This window comes from Marinobacterium lacunae, from assembly GCF_000705555.1.
GTDB classification, from domain to species: domain Bacteria; phylum Pseudomonadota; class Gammaproteobacteria; order Pseudomonadales; family Balneatricaceae; genus Marinobacterium_D; species Marinobacterium_D lacunae.
Window position 1 is genome coordinate 108757 of sequence record NZ_JMQN01000021.1, and the last position, 16681, is coordinate 125437.

17 protein-coding genes and 1 other RNA gene are annotated in these 16681 nt (G+C 56.7%); 13 read left to right on the top strand and 5 right to left on the bottom strand.

Annotated elements, in window-relative coordinates; genetic code table 11:
- Positions 1 to 9: 9 nt before the first annotated feature.
- Positions 10 to 1089 carry an alanine racemase gene (gene alr, locus ADIMK_RS08935; RefSeq protein WP_036186487.1) on the top strand — a complete coding sequence of 360 codons (1080 nt, stop codon included), beginning with the start codon at positions 10 to 12 and terminating at the stop codon, positions 1087 to 1089.
- Between the two features lie 9 nt (positions 1090 to 1098).
- Here alr and ADIMK_RS08940 read toward each other — a convergent pair whose 3' ends face one another.
- The 3 genes from ADIMK_RS08940 to ADIMK_RS08950 all read right to left on the bottom strand — a co-directional run bounded on the left by ADIMK_RS08940 (position 1099) and on the right by ADIMK_RS08950 (position 3220).
- Positions 1099 to 1899: a response regulator gene (locus ADIMK_RS08940; RefSeq protein WP_036186490.1), complete on the bottom strand. Its 801-nt coding sequence runs from the start codon at positions 1897 to 1899 to the stop codon at positions 1099 to 1101.
- A gap of 76 nt (positions 1900 to 1975) precedes the next feature.
- Complete coding sequence (locus ADIMK_RS08945) at positions 1976 to 2608, bottom strand: helix-turn-helix domain-containing protein (protein ID WP_036186492.1); 633 nt, start codon at positions 2606 to 2608, stop codon at positions 1976 to 1978.
- A gap of 81 nt (positions 2609 to 2689) precedes the next feature.
- Positions 2690 to 3220, bottom strand: a complete 531-nt coding sequence (locus tag ADIMK_RS08950; RefSeq protein WP_036186495.1) for a DUF2058 domain-containing protein — start codon at positions 3218 to 3220, stop codon at positions 2690 to 2692.
- A gap of 154 nt (positions 3221 to 3374) precedes the next feature.
- Here ADIMK_RS08950 and ADIMK_RS08955 point away from each other — a divergent pair, with 154 nt between their 5' ends.
- The 4 genes from ADIMK_RS08955 to ffs all read left to right on the top strand — a co-directional run bounded on the left by ADIMK_RS08955 (position 3375) and on the right by ffs (position 6751).
- The gene (locus ADIMK_RS08955) at positions 3375 to 3989 is read left to right on the top strand and encodes a LysE family translocator (protein ID WP_036186498.1); all 615 of its coding nucleotides are present in this window, start codon (positions 3375 to 3377) and stop codon (positions 3987 to 3989) included.
- Positions 3990 to 4067: 78 nt separating this feature from the next.
- The gene (locus ADIMK_RS08960; RefSeq protein ID WP_051692756.1) at positions 4068 to 5507 is read left to right on the top strand and encodes a YcjX family GTP-binding protein; all 1440 of its coding nucleotides are present in this window, start codon (positions 4068 to 4070) and stop codon (positions 5505 to 5507) included.
- Positions 5504 to 6535, top strand: a complete 1032-nt coding sequence (locus ADIMK_RS08965; protein ID WP_036186502.1) for a TIGR01620 family protein — start codon at positions 5504 to 5506, stop codon at positions 6533 to 6535. The genes ADIMK_RS08960 and ADIMK_RS08965 overlap by 4 nt, the downstream gene beginning before the upstream one ends.
- 118 nt (positions 6536 to 6653) lie before the next feature.
- Positions 6654 to 6751, top strand: an RNA gene (gene ffs, locus ADIMK_RS21675) — signal recognition particle sRNA small type.
- A 76-nt stretch (positions 6752 to 6827) separates the two neighbouring features.
- On the opposite strand, the gene ADIMK_RS08970 is transcribed toward ffs, so the two are convergent.
- A complete protein-coding gene (locus ADIMK_RS08970; protein ID WP_036186505.1) occupies positions 6828 to 7760 on the bottom strand; it encodes a LysR family transcriptional regulator in 933 nt (310 codons plus the stop codon).
- Between the two features lie 120 nt (positions 7761 to 7880).
- On the opposite strand from ADIMK_RS08970, the gene ADIMK_RS08975 reads away from it, so the two are divergent.
- Entirely contained in the window at positions 7881 to 9533 is a 1653-nt protein-coding gene (locus ADIMK_RS08975) for a thiamine pyrophosphate-dependent enzyme (protein ID WP_036186508.1), read from the top strand.
- 101 nt (positions 9534 to 9634) lie between these two features.
- Positions 9635 to 10438 carry a DsbA family protein gene (locus ADIMK_RS08980; RefSeq protein WP_051692759.1) on the top strand — a complete coding sequence of 268 codons (804 nt, stop codon included), beginning with the start codon at positions 9635 to 9637 and terminating at the stop codon, positions 10436 to 10438.
- A 39-nt stretch (positions 10439 to 10477) separates the two neighbouring features.
- Here ADIMK_RS08980 and ADIMK_RS08985 read toward each other — a convergent pair whose 3' ends face one another.
- The gene (locus tag ADIMK_RS08985; protein WP_051692761.1) at positions 10478 to 11506 is read right to left on the bottom strand and encodes a diguanylate cyclase; all 1029 of its coding nucleotides are present in this window, start codon (positions 11504 to 11506) and stop codon (positions 10478 to 10480) included.
- A gap of 238 nt (positions 11507 to 11744) precedes the next feature.
- On the opposite strand from ADIMK_RS08985, the gene dnaX reads away from it, so the two are divergent.
- Genes dnaX through ADIMK_RS09015 form a run of 6 tightly spaced genes read left to right on the top strand, consistent with a single transcriptional unit; the run spans position 11745 to position 16635 of the window.
- The gene (dnaX, locus tag ADIMK_RS08990; RefSeq protein ID WP_036186515.1) at positions 11745 to 13766 is read left to right on the top strand and encodes a DNA polymerase III subunit gamma/tau; all 2022 of its coding nucleotides are present in this window, start codon (positions 11745 to 11747) and stop codon (positions 13764 to 13766) included.
- 17 nt (positions 13767 to 13783) lie between these two features.
- On the top strand, positions 13784 to 14110 hold the full coding sequence (locus ADIMK_RS08995) for a YbaB/EbfC family nucleoid-associated protein (RefSeq protein WP_036186518.1): 327 nt from the start codon (positions 13784 to 13786) through the stop codon (positions 14108 to 14110).
- Positions 14111 to 14112: 2 nt separating this feature from the next.
- Positions 14113 to 14712 (top strand): recombination mediator RecR, encoded by a 600-nt coding sequence (recR, locus tag ADIMK_RS09000; RefSeq protein WP_036186521.1) that lies wholly within the window; start codon positions 14113 to 14115, stop codon positions 14710 to 14712.
- A 9-nt stretch (positions 14713 to 14721) separates the two neighbouring features.
- Positions 14722 to 15906: a ribonuclease D gene (rnd, locus tag ADIMK_RS09005; RefSeq protein WP_051692763.1), complete on the top strand. Its 1185-nt coding sequence runs from the start codon at positions 14722 to 14724 to the stop codon at positions 15904 to 15906.
- Between the two features lies 1 nt (position 15907).
- On the top strand, positions 15908 to 16195 hold the full coding sequence (locus tag ADIMK_RS09010; RefSeq protein ID WP_036186524.1) for a YcgL domain-containing protein: 288 nt from the start codon (positions 15908 to 15910) through the stop codon (positions 16193 to 16195).
- 2 nt (positions 16196 to 16197) lie between these two features.
- On the top strand, positions 16198 to 16635 hold the full coding sequence (locus tag ADIMK_RS09015) for a YcgN family cysteine cluster protein (RefSeq protein WP_036186527.1): 438 nt from the start codon (positions 16198 to 16200) through the stop codon (positions 16633 to 16635).
- Positions 16636 to 16681 lie beyond the last annotated feature (46 nt).

The following is a 16681-nucleotide window of genomic DNA, read 5'->3' on the forward strand; positions in this document are numbered from 1 at the left end:
AGGATCTGAATGAGTCGAAAGGTACGTGCCGATGTGGATCTGAGTGCGATCCGGCATAACTACCGGCTGGCCTGTGCGCAGGCGCCGAACGCTCGTGCAGTGGCGATCGTCAAGGCTAACGCATACGGCCACGGCGCTATCGAGGTTGCAAGAGCGTTGGAATCTGAGGTTCCAGCTTTTGGTGTGGCCTGCATAGAAGAGGCGCTTGAGCTGCGTGCAGCGGGTATCGCTAAACCGATCATGTTGCTTGAAGGGTGTTTCGATGCCGGCGAGCTGCCGGAAGTAGACGCCCAGGGATTCTGGCCCGCGGTACACAGCGAACACCAGTTGGTGGCCCTTGAGCAGGCGCAGATGGCATCCGTTTTTCCCGTCTTTCTTAAAGTGGATACGGGGATGCATCGTCTTGGCTTTGCACCTTCTGACGTGCCGGCGGCTGTCAGCCGGTTGAAGGCGCTGGACTGCGTGTCCGAAGTGATTCTGATGACTCACTTCGCGCGCTCTGACGAGCCGGAGCAGTCGGCGACCAAGCATCAGATAGAGTGCTTTGAAGCGCTGGCCGGTTCAGAAGGTTTGGCGGCTTGTCTGAGTAACTCGGCGGCGATCATGGCTTGGCCGGGTGCTCACCGTAACTGGTTGCGTCCGGGCATGATGCTGTACGGAGCGACGCCGTTCATGGCGCCTCAACCGGTTGCCGACCAGCTGCTGCCGGCGATGACACTGAGCACTGAGATTATTGCGATACGCGACGTGGCGCCGGGAGAGGCTGTCGGCTACGGCGGCACATTCGTATGTGAGCGTCCGACGCGGATCGGCACAATCGCCATGGGCTACGGAGATGGGTATCCGCGCCATGCCAAAAATGGTACGCCGGTGGTGGTGAAGGGGCGGCGAGTACCGGTTGCCGGGCGTGTGTCGATGGATATGATGACAATCGATCTGACCGACCTGCCCGAGGTTGAAGTCGGAGACCGCGTCGAGCTGTTCGGCAAACAGTTGCCAGTATCGGAAGTGGCGCTATGGTGTGACACCATCCCCTATACCATGGTGACCTGCCTGACCCCCCGGGTACCCCGTTTCTACAGCGAGTAAACGGGTCCGCTAGCGACGGTCAAGCAGCCGCACAAGAAGCTGCTTGACCGTATCCGGTTCGAACGGCTTGTCTGCCAGTGCATCGACGCCGGAGTGGCTGATGTTACGCAGATGTGCATCGTTGGCTTCAGATGTGACCATCATGATCGGCAGGTGCGAGTGCAGCGCCGAATGGCGTATAAACTCGGCCAGTTCCGCGCCGTTTACTTCCGGCATGTTGTAGTCGGTGACCACCAGATCCACCATCTCCCGCTGCAGCCGCTCAATCGCCTCACGACCGTCAGTCGCCTCGATCAGGTGGCGAACACCGAGATTTTGCAGAACGCGCATGATGTGGCGTCGCGCCATGCGACTGTCATCGACAACCAGTACTCGGATGCTGTCGATATCGAACATCTCCAGCTCCAGATCATCCTGATCGAGTAGGTCCAGCGTGGCATTCAGCGCTTTGGTCAGATGTTCGCGGGTAAAGGGTTTGGGCAGAATGGCCACAACGCCCGATTGCTTGAATATTTCGAGCTGTTCGCGACGGCTTTCGCTGGAGATCAGCATGAAGGGCAGGTCTGACAGGGCTTTGCTCGAGCGAATCTGCTTAAGGAGTTGGTCAGCCGAGCCGTCTTCAAAATAGAGGGCGCTGATTACCAGATCGGGGCGCATCCGTGTCAGGTAGCTGATCGCTTCAGCCTGATTGCTAACGGCATCAATCGAACCGACGTGTTCATCTGCCAGCTGGTGCATGATGATCTTGCGTTGAGTCGAGGAGGGCTCGATCAGAAGAATGTGCAGCTCATCGGTATTGATGCGGGACATTGGGCGCTCCTGCGCGTTAATTGTTATTTAACGGCAACGATAAAACGCTTGGGGTGGGATTGCCAGAGCTCTGTGCTCAGGCCGTGACCCAGAGCACGATCGCGTCTTCTTCGCCGACCGAAACCAACGCGTGCCCCATTTCGCAGTCATAGTAGGCGCTGTCGCCGACACCGAGCAGGATCGGCTCGTAAAACTCGGTATAGAGCATGACCTGCCCCTCCAACACGTAGAGAAACTCCTCGCCGTCGTGGCGTACCCACTCCTTGTACTCGTCGAAACTGCGTGCCCTTACCGCGGTGCGATAGGGAATCATCTTTTTCCTGGTTAGAGCGGTCGACAGCAGCTCATGTTCGTAGGTCGGCGTGGGGTGCGGGCGGCCCTCGCCGAAGCGGGTAATATCGCGACGGCCACCACCGGCGCGATCGCGCTTGGGCTGGGTGAAGAGTTGGGGTATGTCGATGCCCAGACCGTTTACCAGCTTGGTGACGGCGCTGAAGGTGGGGGATATCTGCTCGTTTTCTATTTTGGACAGGGTCGAGCGGGCAAGGCCCGTCAGTTTGCTGGCCTCCTCAAGGGTGAGGTTCTGGCTCAGGCGTATCTCCCGGACGCGCTGCCCGAGTTGTAATGGCTCGACCCGGGCGTCTTCTTCGGCACGCTCGACATGAAGGTTCTGTTTTTCTGACTGGAGAAAGTGGGGTTGATCGGGCATTGAATGAGCTCCGGCCGAGAAACACTGTCAGACTAAAGGAAACGAAGTTTCCAACAGTATACCCTCAGCGGAGCCCTTGTATCACCACATCAGGTCGTCCGGGATTTGATAATTGGCATAAGGATCGTCCTCTTCCGTTTTTTCCGGTTCTGGACGTGGCAGAACGACACCGGTCAGGCGCTGATCGATGCGGTCTCCGATCTCAGCCGGAATGATCTGGTATCGACCATCGAAAAATGCGATCAGCAGCTGCTCGCGCGCAAGCTGCTTGAGCATCGAATCGTCGATCCACAGTGACTTGACCTTCTTTTCATGCACGAAGTTGTAACGGGTTTCACCGTTTTGCGGCAGGCGAACAGCGTGCTGTGCGAGCAGTTGGCGTACTTCGGCAGTGGCTGCTTTCTGTGCCTGCTCGGCTTCACGCTGGCGGTTAAGCTCACGATCGCGTTCGGCCTTGGCTTTGCGTGCTGCTTCCAACGCTGCCTGCTCATCGCCGTTATTGGCAGGTGCCTGTCCCTTCTTCTCTTTCTTCTTTTCCTGCTTGGCTTTCTTGGCCTGTTGCTTGTTGGCTATACCGGCCTTGAGGAGTTGATCCTGAAGTGAAATTGCCATGCTGATACCCGAAAAATCTCTGATTTACCAAGGGCGGCACTATACCTCAAGCCGAGGGAGAGGTGCAGCCCGACGAGCTGTTTCTACCTGTGACAGGATAGCGGACAGGGTAGATAATGTATGAAGTCATATCAGTCAGGGAAGGGAGAGAAGTATGTCGTGGGTGCTGTGGGGGTCTCTGTTTATGGTCTGCCTGATGGGGGCCATGTCGCCGGGGCCAAGTCTTGCTGTAGTGCTTCGCGAGACGGTGCGTAACAGTCGCTGGCATGGCGTTGTGGCCGGCCTTTCTCATGCCCTGGGTGTTGGCCTTTGGGCGTTTTTGACAGTGCATGGTCTGGCGTTGCTGGTGACAGGGCAGCAGCTGGTATTTACTGCATTGAGCTGGGCGGGGGCCGCCTATCTGGCGTGGATGGGCATTAAGGCCTGGCGACACGCTGGCGAGGCGGGCACGCTCGATGCTGGGGAGGCCCAGGTACATTCCTTGATGGGCGCCGCTCGTGCTGGCGCTGTTGTCTCTCTGCTTAACCCCAAGCTGGCGCTGTTTTTCATGGCGCTTTTTTCACAGTTTGTCAGCGCTGAGCAAAGTGTATTGTCGCAGTGGCTGATGATTGTGACGGCCACGGTGGTCGATGGTGCCTGGTATACGCTGGTAGCCCTGCTGCTTTCTCACCCTCGATTGCTGAAAGCGTTGCGCCGACGCGCTAAGTTTGTCGAACGCGCGACTGGCGCGCTTCTGGTCGGTCTGGCTGTTCGGGTGGTCACGCTCTAATTGAACGTCTTGCGTTCTTTAAGCTCTGTTTAATGAGCTCTGGCATACCCTCGGGGTGTCTGGCAACAAGAGGTGGCAATGGGCGTATCGAAAAGACTGAAATCCTGGATGGGTGATGTGCGGGTCGATGATCTGCGCAACCGGCTGACGGATCTGGCTGAACAGAGTATGGATCGGCATCTGCGTCTGGCGGTAACTGGGCTGAGCCAGAGTGGGAAAACAGTATTTATCACCGCTTTGGTCCATCACCTTTTACACGCCCACAAAAGCGGTTCCTTGCCGTTTTTCGAACTGGCCGCCAATGGTCGTGTGGTTGGTACGCGGGATCTCAGTGCTGAATCCAGTTCGCCCTTTCCCCTGCGGGATGCAATAGAAGGACTATCCCAGCCATCGCCGCATTGGCCGCAATCCACCCGGGGATTGTCTGAAGTGCGTCTGGCGATTCGTTATCGCAGGGCGCCTGGGTTACGCCGTGTATTTGGGGATAGCAGTACGCTGTTTCTCGATATTATCGACTACCCCGGGGAGTGGTTACTTGATCTGCCGATGCTTGAGCAGAGCTTCGAGCAATGGTGTGAGAGCCAGCGTCAGCTGTTCATGAAAGAGCCGCGACGCACGGTTGCGGCGGGGTGGTTGCAAAAGCTGCAGAGGATTGACTGGAACTCGCCGCGGGATGACGCGCTGCTTCAGGAACTGAGTCGGGAGTATTCAACCCTGCTGCAGATATTGCGGCGAGATCCGCATGCGTTGAGCCTTCTGCAACCTGGGCGTTGTGTGCTTCCCGGGGATATGGAGGGGAGTGAGCTGTTGCAGCTGTTTCCGCTGGTGTTGCCTGAGCCCGTCAGTTCAGAAGCACCGGAAGGTTCATTGCGCTGGACGCTGCAGCAGCGATATGAGCAATATCGCCAGCAAGTGATACGGCCATTCTATGTACGCTACTTTTCCCGCTTCGACCGTCAGGTGGTGCTGGTGGATTGCCTTAAAACCTTGAATCGGGGCGAGGCCTGCTTCAACGACATGAAGCAGGCGTTGAGTGCGATACTGCAAAGCTTCAACTACGGGCGCTCGGGTTTCTTGCGTCGTCTGTTCAGTCCGCGCATTGATCGTGTGTTGTTCGCATCGACCAAGGCCGATCACGTCACTGCCAATCAGCATCATAATCTGGACCGTTTTCTGGAGTTGATTGTGCAGGATGCTCAGCGTGACATGGGCTTTGAGGGAATTGATACCCGGTGCATGGCCATTGCCTCCGTGCGCGCAACCCAGGCCGCTCAGGCGCATGTGGACGGTCAGACCCTGTCGTGCCTGAGAGGGCTGCGCAAGGACACCGGCGAGGAGGTTGCGTTATTTCCGGGCGAGATCCCAACCGAGCTTCCCGGTAGTGAAGACTGGACACAGGATCGTTTCCGATTCGTCGACTTCGCGCCGCATCGCTTGCCTTCGGCTGATCTCAAGTCCTCTCATCATATCCGCCTTGATCAACTGCTGGAGTACATGACGGGAGACCAGTTTCAATGAGTGAGCAACCTCGCTATCAAAAAGCGGTTTGGGTCGACCCTTCACAGCTTGATACCGCTGATAAGGCGGCTGAAAACTCTATGTCAGCGCAGGAGTTTTCGCTGCAGCAGATAACGGATGTTGTTGAAGAACCTCCCGCGGCAGTGACGACTCAGAGGTTAGCGCGCCGAAAAGGCCGCTGGCGGCGGGTGTTTGGCGTATCACTGACGGCCACGCTTATTGGTGCGGTGGGTGTCGAGCTGTACAGGTTGTTGGACTGGTCCTACACCCTCCATCCTGCCGCTGGTTCAGTGGTGAGTGTATTACTGGTGGTGTTGGCCCTTAGCGGCGCTGTGCAAGGGTGGCTGGCTTTAAAGGGGCTACGCCAACTGCGAAATGTTGAGCGTCTTCAGACGCAGGCACGTGAACTGTTGCAACATAAAGGGCAGGGTCACGCCGCAGGGCTGCTCAAGTCACTGCAAGCGCACTATAAGGAGAGTGCCGCTCGCCAGCCACTGGAGGATGCAATCCTGCAGTTAGACTCAGCCTATAGCGATGAAGAGGTCGTGCGTTTCCTGTCGCGACATGCGTTAACCGAGCAGGATTTGCGTGCACGTCGATGTGTGCAGCGCTATAGCGTGGAGTCTGGCGTGCTGGTGGCGCTGAGCCCTTGGGCGAGTTTCGATATGCTGCTGGTAGGGTGGCGTAATCTGCGCATGCTGCGTGAAATCGCCGCCATTTACGGTGTCGCACCGGGTGCTGCTGCTCAGTGGACATTGCTCAAACGGGTGATGCATAACCTGGCATTTGCAGGTCTCAGTGAGGTCGCCATCGATGCAGGCTCCGCTGCATTAGGTAGCTCGCTGACGGCAAGCCTGTCAGCCCGGGCGGGGCAGGGCTTGGGTGCCGGGCTCTTTACAGCGCGTACCGGTTTGCAGGCGATGCGCTTATGTCGTCCCTTGCCATCGGAGTCTCATGATCAAAACCTGATCAAGTCCATTGCTGGCGGGATCGTCGAACGGTTGGGCAAGTCCAGGCCGATTGATTAACGGTGCGACGTTGGCGTTTGCATTCGACAGTCACGATGCTTATACTGCGCGCCTGTTTCGATAGATGCCGCATCCAAAGGGCTTTCGAAACAAGGCGAAAGCCGCGTTATGGTGGTTCCGCCGGTCCTCTCGCAACGATAAACCGTGAACCTGGTCAGGCCCGGAAGGGAGCAGCCACAGCGGTCGACTCGTGTGCCGGGATGTCGGCTGGTGGAGCCACCCCCAGTCCCCCTCCCTCAAGTCTAATCAGGCCGTCGTGCCCAATTTCATAGTCCTCGCTCGAGGGCGTGAGTCAACGAAACGTCGGGCTTCCTATCCAGCGTTTTTCCTTGTTTTCCTGCTCGACGCACTCTCGTATAACCTCCATCATTTTTATTGTTCTCAGTCGCAGAGGCTTGCGTGCATCGACCGCCAGATACACATCCCGCTCAACTTCCGGGTTGATGATTTTGTACGCCTGAACCTCTCCACGCTCCTCAAGGTGATAAAAAGCCGAAGAGGGCAGTACGATGTTGCACACACCTTGCGCCGAAAATCGAAGCCCTGTCAGCAGTTGTCCATAAGGGCGTCTTTTTTTGAGCTCGATGCCTGTCTGTCTCTCGTAGCGGGCTGTGGTATAGCCGAGTGACTCCTTTTCCGAGGTCATGACGATTTCGTGTTCGGCCATCTCGGCAAAATCGATCTCCTCTCTTCGCCGGTTAAGCGTTCCGGGTTTGCAGACAAAGAACAGGTTTTCCTTGATCAGGGGGTATTTGATGATGTCGGGATCTTTTTGACCGTCTTCATAAATGATGGCCAGATCGGCATCGCCACTGGTTAAAAGGTTTTTGACCTCATAGGAAAGCCCAGTTCTCAAATCAAGATCGATGCCCGGATAGCGCTTTTCAAGCGCACGGAAAAGCGGAAGGGCGAGTATATTGTCAGTCGCCTGATTCATGGCGATTACAAAGGTGCCCTGTATGGTTTTATTCAGGTCCGAGATCTCTCCCAGCGCTTGATCCATCTGCGTGACAACTGCCGATGCGTGGAAGTGGAACAGCTCTCCTGCGTCGGTCAGTTGCACGCCCGTGTGGCCGCGGGTAAACAGCGAGGCGCCCACTTCATGCTCAAGCTTGGATATCTGAATGCTCAGCGCAGGCTGCGCCACATCAAGGGCCCTAGCGGCGGCAGCGATGCTTCCGTTTTCGGCGATGCTTAGGAAGTATTTGAGCTGCTTGATGTTCATGCGGGACCTTTGGGGTGGCTATATCGTTTTCATTATACCCGCTGTCGCGAAACTATACTTCCGGGGGCTATTCGCGCTGCCTACCATGCTCATCAATAACATATTAAGTTTTGGTGCGTTATGAAAAAAATCACGGGCGGTGAGGCGATTATCGACTCGGTTGTCGCCAACGGCGTTGATACCATCTTCGGCATTCCCGGGGCGCAGATCTATCCGCTGTTTGACGGTATCTACAAGCAGAACCTGAACCTTGTCGTGCCGCGTCATGAGCAGAGCGCCGCCTATATGGCGATGGGCTATGCCAAATCGAGCGGCAAGACGGGCACTTTCGCAGTTGTGCCTGGCCCCGGCATCTTGAATACGGCGGCGGCACTGTGTACCGCAATGGGGAACTGCAGTCCGGTGGTGGGGCTGACAGGCCAGGTGCCGACCAGTTTTGTGGGTAAAGGACGGGGACACCTCCATGAGCTGAAGGATCAGCGGGGCACGCTTAAGTCGATCATCAAGGACGCTTTTTTTATCGAAGATGCGCCGGCCCAGACCTCACAAGTGGTCAACCGCGCCTTCGAGACTGCACGTGAGGGGCGTCCAGGTCCTGTGACCGTCGAGATGTGCTGGGATACGATGGCGGCGGTGGATGAGTTTGTAACCCAAGCCCCGACGCTGACACGGCAGAGAGGCCAGGAGCTGGATGTTGATGCGTTGCGCTCTGCCGCTGCCATGATGGCCCGTGCACGAAAGCCGATGATCATGTGCGGCTCAGGTGCCTTGCACGCGGCGGAGTCTGTTGGAGAGCTAGCGAGCCTGCTCAATGCGCCGGTAAGCGGTTTTCGCAGTGGTCGCGGCGTCGTTTCGGAGGATCATCCCCTGGGTGTGCCGCCGGTAGCTGCACGGCAACTTTGGGATGAGTGCGATCTGCTGATTGGCATCGGTTCGCGTCTTGAAATGCCCTACATGCGCTGGGGTAATTACATGGAGTACAAGCAGAAGCCCAGCGCTGGCCCTAAGCTGATCCGCATCGATATCGACCCGGACCAGATGAAGATATTTGAGCCTGATCTGGGTCTGGTGGGCGACTCGGATGAGGTGTGTCGTGTACTTTGCGATCTGTTGCAGGGGAAGGTGAACCCGGATCCGGCGCGTCTTGATCAGATCGCCGGGGCAAAGGCCATGGCCTGGCGTGCAATACAGAGAGTACAGCCGCAGCTGTCGTATCTGAGTGTGATCCGTGAAACGCTTCCCCGGGATGGTATCTATGTACCTGAGCTTTCGCAGATGGGGTTTGCAACCTGGGTCGGAGGATTGCCTGTGTATGCTCCGCGAACCTACATAGACAGTGGTTTTCAGGGCACGCTCGGGTTTGGTTTTCCGACTGCGCTGGGGGCTAAGGTCGCCAATCCGCATCGGGCTGTGGTGTCGGTGTGTGGCGATGGCGGCTTCATGTTTGCGGCTCAGGAGTTGATGACCGCGGTTGAGTTCAAAATCGGACTGGTCACCATCGTGGTGAACAACAACTCCTATGGCAATGTGCGGCGCGATCAAGAGTTGGGATATGGGGCTCGTTATTGTGGCTCCGAGTTGAAAACGCCGGATTTCGTCAAGCTTGCCGAAAGCTTTGGTGCTGCCGGATACCGTGTGGCGACACCTGAGCAGCTAAAACCCGTGCTTGAGCGGTGCTTTGCATTGGATGAACCCTGTCTGATCGAAATTGTGTGTGAGCGTGGGGCGGAGAGTTCGGCATGGGAGTTTATTCACCCTCGCGCCGCACTTTGAACCTTTCGGTGACCTGCTCTCATGGCAGATAGCGGCATGTGTTAAGCTAATTGGTAGCCAATAGGTTATTCCACCGCTAACCGGTTAATGGGAGTGAGTCGATGAGGGTTTCATTGCTGGCGGGTGTCGTCGGTTTGGTGTCGGCCCTGTGTTTGGGGACTGTTTCCGCTGCCGAGCCTGATGGTGCCGCGATCGATAAGCTGATCGATCAAAAGATTCAGGAGTATGTTGAGAGCGACGCGTTCCAGCAACGAATCGAAGCGGGAATCGTCGAGTTCATCAACAAGCAGAATCAGGCGCGTGTCGAGCAGGAGCGCAAGGCGCGTGAGGAGAAGGTTAAAAACATAGCGCCGGTCGATCCGGCCAACGAATATGTCCGCGGACCGGTGGATGCGCCCTATACGCTGATCGAGTACTCCGATTATGAGTGCCCGTACTGCAAACGTTTCCATGCCACTGTACTGGAGTTTGTGAAGCGCAACCCGGATGTGAATTGGGTTTACCGACACTTCCCGCTGGATTTTCACAACCCAGGGGCGCAAAAGCAGGCTGAAGCGGCCGAATGTGCAGGCTCCTTGGGGGGCGGTGATGCATTTTGGCACTACTCCGATCTGATTTTCGAGCGTACCAAGTCCAATGGCAAAGGGTTCCCGATCGCCAATCTGGTGCCGTTAGCAGGTGAAATAGGGCTGGATGAGTCGGCGTTCAAAAATTGCCTGGACAGCGAACAGTTCAAGAGCAAGGTGCTTCAGCAGCAGGCAAACGGTATGCAGGCTGGCGTGACCGGTACGCCCGGCAGTTTCCTTCGGCACAATGCCAGCGGCGAGGTGGTGCCCCTGGGAGGTGCGCGTCCATTGCGGGCATTGGAGGGGGTTATCCAGCAGATGCGGGATGCTGTTAAATGACAGGGTGCAGCGGAGCCTCCAGGATGCTCCCGCTACCATCTACTGACGGCTGATTAAAATCGTGTTGCGACCGCTGTTCTTGGCTTCGTAGAGTGCAGCGTCCGCACGACCTAGCAAAGTGTCGTAGTCATCATCCGGCCGTAGGCGGGTGATGCCGCCGCTGACGGTCAGTTGAAGCTCCGAGCCGTCTTCGGTGATAAAGGTCGTGTTGCAGAAACCCGCGTGTATACGTTCGGTCGCCTGCAAAGCGGCTTGCTCATCAATGAATGGCATCAGCAGGATGAACTCCTCCCCGCCGTATCGATAGCCCTCGTCAGACGTTCGCAGATTGCGGTGAATTATATCCGCGAAGGTTTTTAGAACCTTGTCTCCAAACAGGTGACCCCAGGTGTCGTTGACCTGTTTGAACCTGTCCAGATCCATCATGACCAAAGACAACGGCTGGTCGTAACGCTTGCAGAGCTCGATATGTCGGCTGAGCTCGCGGCGCAGCTGTCGAGCGTTGAACAGTCGGGTAAGGTCGTCGATCTGGCTGAGCTGGCGGTAGCGCTTTTCTCGGGCGATCAACTCCTGTTCTGCATGTTTTCGTTCACTGATGATCACCAGTGTTTCAATGGCGCCAACGATATTGTGCTGGCCGTCCAGCAACGGTGCAGCGGTAAATGAGAGCCATTCACCGGCCTTGCCAATATCAGGAAAGAAGTCCTCCGCCATATAAGCGCCCTCGATCAGGTCCGAAGGCTTGTATTTTCCGAGGTAGTGCTTGTCCAGCATCTCCTTGGGAGACGGTTCAAGTATCAGGTCGGCCAGCGTGGGGCGCTGGTGTGAGTAGAAGGGCATCCACTGATGCTGTGTGCCGATCATCTCATCGGCAGGCAGGCCCGATGCGCGGGCTAACGCAAGATTCCAGTGGGTGATGACATGGTCGCTGTTGATGGCGAAAGTCGGGATCGCCAGCTTGTTGATCAGCTCCTCTGGTGTAATGACGAAGGTGTCTTGGCCATCGCGCGAAGTGTCGAGCGTTTCCGGAGTTTGGGCAGTAGGGTGTGCTTTCGGAGATGGACTCATCTAAATACTTCGTTTCGTCTTTTACATGCCAGTGGCGCGTTGTTTAGCCAGGGACTCTAACCTTGCCGTCGTAGAAATAGATATATCCATGATATCCGAAAGGTTGCTGTGAGTAAGTTATAGATTAGTCTCAATTGTGCATCAGTAAAGGGGCAAGTAGCGGCTAACGACTCGGGGCAATGGTCATGTTAATATCTGCGCCTTGCATTGAGATCAGACGCAAGCAGCACGAGGCATAATGAGCTATCAGGTTCTGGCACGGAAATGGCGGCCTCGCCGTTTTCAGGAGATGGTGGGGCAGGAGCATGTCCTCAAGGCGTTAGTGAACGCGCTCGATGACGACCGCCTGCACCACGCCTATCTGTTCACAGGGACGCGAGGGGTCGGCAAAACATCGATCGCTCGTTTGTTCGCCAAATCATTGAACTGCGAGCAGGGGGTATCCTCCGAGCCTTGCGGTCAGTGCACCGCATGCCGGGAGATAGCGGAAGGGCGCTTTGTCGATCTGATCGAGGTCGATGCGGCATCCCGCACCAAGGTGGAAGATACGCGGGAGTTGCTCGAGAACGTTCAATACGCGCCAACCCATGGGCGCTTCAAGGTGTATCTCATTGACGAGGTACACATGCTCTCGAGTCACTCTTTCAATGCGTTGCTCAAGACGCTCGAAGAGCCGCCTCCCCATGTGAAATTTTTGTTGGCGACCACTGATCCTCAGAAACTGCCAGTGACGATCCTGTCGCGCTGTCTGCAGTTCAACCTCAAAAACCTTGTACCTGAGCGTATCGTCAGCCATCTGAAGCATGTGCTGGAAGAGGAGGAGATCAGCTTCGAGGAGCCCGCTCTATGGCTTCTGGCCCGCTCCGCTGATGGCTCCATGCGCGATGCCTTGAGTCTGACCGATCAGGCGATAGCGTTTGGTGCCGGACAAGTTACCGAAAATGATGTCAGGGCCATGCTGGGAACCATCGACCAGCGTCTGGTCTATCAGATTCTGGATGCGATTGCGGCTCATGATGGTGCTCAGGTGCTGGCTGCCAGTGCTGAGCTTGCCGGATTTTCTCCGGATTACAGCAGTGTGCTAGGCGAGTTAATCAGTTTACTGCACCGTGTGGCGCTGGCGCAGGCCGTCCCTCAGGCTGTCGATAACAGTCTTGGGGATCTCGAGCAGGTGCGTGAGCTGGCTTCAAAAATGCGCGCCGAAGATGTGCAGTTGTACTACCAGATAGCCGTGATGGGGCGTAAGGATCTGCCATACGTACCTCATGCCCGTGAAGGTCTTGAGATGATTCTTCTGCGCATGCTCGCTTTCAGGCCGGCAGGGGCCGCGGTGTCCAGTGTACCTGCCCCTGCAGGTGGTAGTGCGCAGCCTGAAGAGCCTTCGCCCGTGGCGGTAGACCCAGCACCAGTGCCTTCGCCTGCTCCAGTACTCACGTCGCCAGCGAATTCTGCCCCCGTCGCTGTCGAGCCTTCTCGCCCGGTTGTCCCGTCAGTACCGATGTCTGCGCCTGCCGCTGCTTCCGCAGAGTCCTCTCCAGAGCCACCGGTGTCGGCATCAGCGCAGGTGGTCGATAGGGCACCTCGTCAGGAGCGCTCTGTCCCGATGATGGATGAGCCGCCTGTTATGGATGAGCCGCCACCCTGGGATGAATATGATGCAGCTCCCGTCGAGGAGACTCTTCCGGTAAAAAAGCCTGAACCTGCAGAGGCACCGCAAGAGGCGGTGGTCGCCCCTGTTGTAGCACCTCCGTCGCCGGAAGTCGTTGAGTCTGCTGTGATCGAGCCGGTTAAGCCCGTGGTTGCAAGTGGTTCGGGTGGGAAGGTGCCTTATGGGGAAACCTATGAGCCCTTGCCGGACGATCTCTCTCAGCTGGCGCCGGTGCACTGGGTGGCCCTGGTCTCTGATTTGGGCCTGACCGGTATGACGGACAGTCTTGCCCGCGCAATGTCGTTGGAGATGGTCAGTGCTTCAGGCTTCTGTTTTCATTACAGTCCAGAGCAGGATGCGTTGCTCAATGAAACGCAGCGCAACCGTATCGCCGAGGCGCTGAGAAACCGTCTGGGCAAGGCAGTGGATGTCGAATATCGAGAAGCGGCCCAAACCCGTGAAACGCCCGCTCAGTACTCTGTCCGTCGACGGCAGGAGCGCAAGGCTGAGGCTGTGAACGCGCTCAAGCATGATCCGCTGGTGCAGCAGATTATCGAGCAGTTCGGGGCACATATCGAAGAAGAATCTGTCACACCCTTAGACCCCTCTTGATTAACGAGGTAGAGAAAATGATGAAAGGTGGCATGGGCAACCTGATGAAGCAGGCCCAGAAGATGCAAGAAGAGATGCAGAAGGCGCAGGAACGCATCGCTAACGCCGAGGTAACCGGTGAGTCCGGTGCTGGCCTGGTCAGTGTGGTGATGAACGGTCGCCATGACGTCAAGAAGGTTGCGATTGATGACAGCCTGCTCGAAGAGGAAAAAGAGATTCTGGAAGATCTGATCGCTGCGGCTGTAAATGATGCAGTTCGCAAGATTGAGCAGAATACCCAGGAGCAGATGTCCAAGGTTACCTCCGGCATGGGTATGCCGCCGGGCTTCAAGATGCCGTTCTGATCATGGCGTTCAGTCCTCTGCTACAGAATCTCGTCAATACGCTGCGCTGTCTGCCAGGCGTCGGACCGAAGTCGGCGCAGCGGATGGCGCTGCATCTGCTTGAGCGTGACCGTCCCGGTGCCTTGGCTTTGGCTAGCGCCTTGGTGGATGCAGTTGAAAACATCGGTGAGTGCAGCCAGTGCCGTACCCTGTCGGAAGACGATGTGTGTGATATCTGCTCGAGTCAGTCTCGGGATCGTACGTTGCTCTGCGTACTTGAGTCGCCGGTCGACATGATGGCCATTGAGCAGACGGGCGGGTTTAACGGCGTCTACTTCGTACTCAAGGGGCACCTGTCTCCGATTGACGGTATTGGGCCTGATGCGTTGGGTATAGACCGATTGCTTGATCGTATCGATCAGGGTGAGATCGAAGAGCTGATTCTGGCTACCAACCCGACGGTAGAGGGTGAGGCAACCTCGCACTATATCGTCGAGCAGTTGAGAGATCATCCGGTCAAGATAACCCGTATCGCGCACGGAGTGCCGGTGGGGGGGGAGCTGGAATTTGTTGACGGGGGCACACTGGCGCATGCACTGGCCGGTCGTCGTTCACTGCGTTAGGGAATTGAGATGACTCAAGAGTCCGGAGCCTGGGATTGGCGAAAGCTGGAAGTTCGAGCGGCACAGCCGACATGGATTCGTGACGCTCAGCAGCTTGCTGAGTGTTGTAAACGCTGGCGCACGCTGCCGATGGTGGTGCTGGATACCGAGTTTATGCGGGTGGACACCTTTTACCCGCGTCCGGGACTCATTCAGTTGGCGGATGAGTATGACTGCTACCTGATTGATCCGCTGTCGATTGAAGATTTCAGTGCGTTTGTTGAGCTGATGGCTGACGACCGTGTGCTGAAAGTGGTGCATGCAGGCAGTGAGGATCTCGAACTTTTTCTCAACAGCTATGGTGTTCTTCCGGAGCCGTTGTTTGATACTCAGATAGCGGCGGCGTTTGCCGGCTGGGGATTCAGTATGGGGCTTCAGCGCCTGGTTGATCATGCGCTGGGTGTGCAGATCGGAAAGGCCGAGACCACGTCCGACTGGCTACGTCGCCCGCTTACGCCCGAGCAGGAGCATTATGCGGCGTTGGATGTGGCTTATCTGCCGGCAATAGCGCTGGAATTACAGGCCCAGCTCAAGCAGATGCAACGTTTGGATTGGGTGATCGAGGAGTGTGCCGAGCAGCGCCGCGCGGTGATCGATACGGATCCGGATGGTTGGACCTACTATCAGCGCTTCAGTCAGGTGTGGAATATTTCCGACGTCAAGCGGGCGGCACTGCGTGATTTGACCGCCTGGCGAGAACGGGCGGCGCGCTCACGTGATGTGCCGCGCAACCGGTTGTTGCGTAATCAGCACCTGCTCGCCATTATCGAGCGTTGGCCGACGACTGAGCAGGGGCTTGCCCGAATCCCCGAAATGCGGCGTAAGGTAGTGCGGGAGGATGGGGATGCAATTCTCGCCTGTTTAGCCAATGCCGAGCGGTCGGCTGCGGAAAATCCGCCGGAGCCGATTCAGCGGCCACTGCATTATGCGTGGAACAAGCGTATTAAAGCGCTGAAGTCGATCGGCCGGGAGGTCGCGGCCGATCAGAATATCGCGGTTGAGGTGTTGTTGCGCAAGCGTGATATCGATGCGTTGATTCAGAGTCGTAATGAACAGGGAGAGTATCAATTACCTCCGTCGCTCAGTGGTTGGCGGCGGGCGTTGGTCGGTGATCGGCTTTTGCTGAAGCTGACCCAGTTTGAACAAGAGAACTGATATGAAAATCTGCAGTATTTATAAGAGTCCGCGTAAGGACGAGATGTACCTCTATGTCGACAAGCGCGATGCGCTCAAGCGCGTGCCCGAGTTGCTGCTGGAGATGTTTGGTGCGCCGGTGCATGTCATGGACATGCCGATGAAGAGCGATCGCAAGCTGGCGCGAGTCGACACGGCCAAGGTGCTGGAAGGGATCGACGAGAAGGGATATTACCTGCAGATGCCGCCTCCGAAAGAGGACTATATGCTGGATCTGCGTCGCGACCGTCCCGAGACAGGGGTGCGCTGAGCGTGGCGCAGGAGGTGTTCTGGCGCCGTAAGACGCTGCAGGAGATGACATCCCAGGAGTGGGAGTCTCTGTGTGATGGCTGCGCGCTCTGCTGTCTTCACAAGGTAGAGGATGAAGATACCCAGGAGGTGTTTTACACCACTGTGTTGTGTCATCTGCTGGATCGGGATAACTGCAGCTGTACTGAGTATGAGCGGCGCTGTCAGCTCGTGCCGGACTGTGTGAAACTAAAGCCCGAGGATGTGGAGGCCTTCCACTGGTTACCGCCAACCTGCGCCTACCGGCTGGTACATGAAGGTAAAGAGTTGCCAGAGTGGCACCCGTTGCTGACAGGGGATGCCAAGAGTGTGATTAAGGCCGGTGCCTCGGTGCTAAGTTACTATGAGGTATTGGATAACGAGATTCATGAAGAGGAGCTGATCAACTTCGTGATCGATTGACTCCCGGGTGTGTGAGGTTCTCCAGCATCCATGTTCTTCGTGGTAT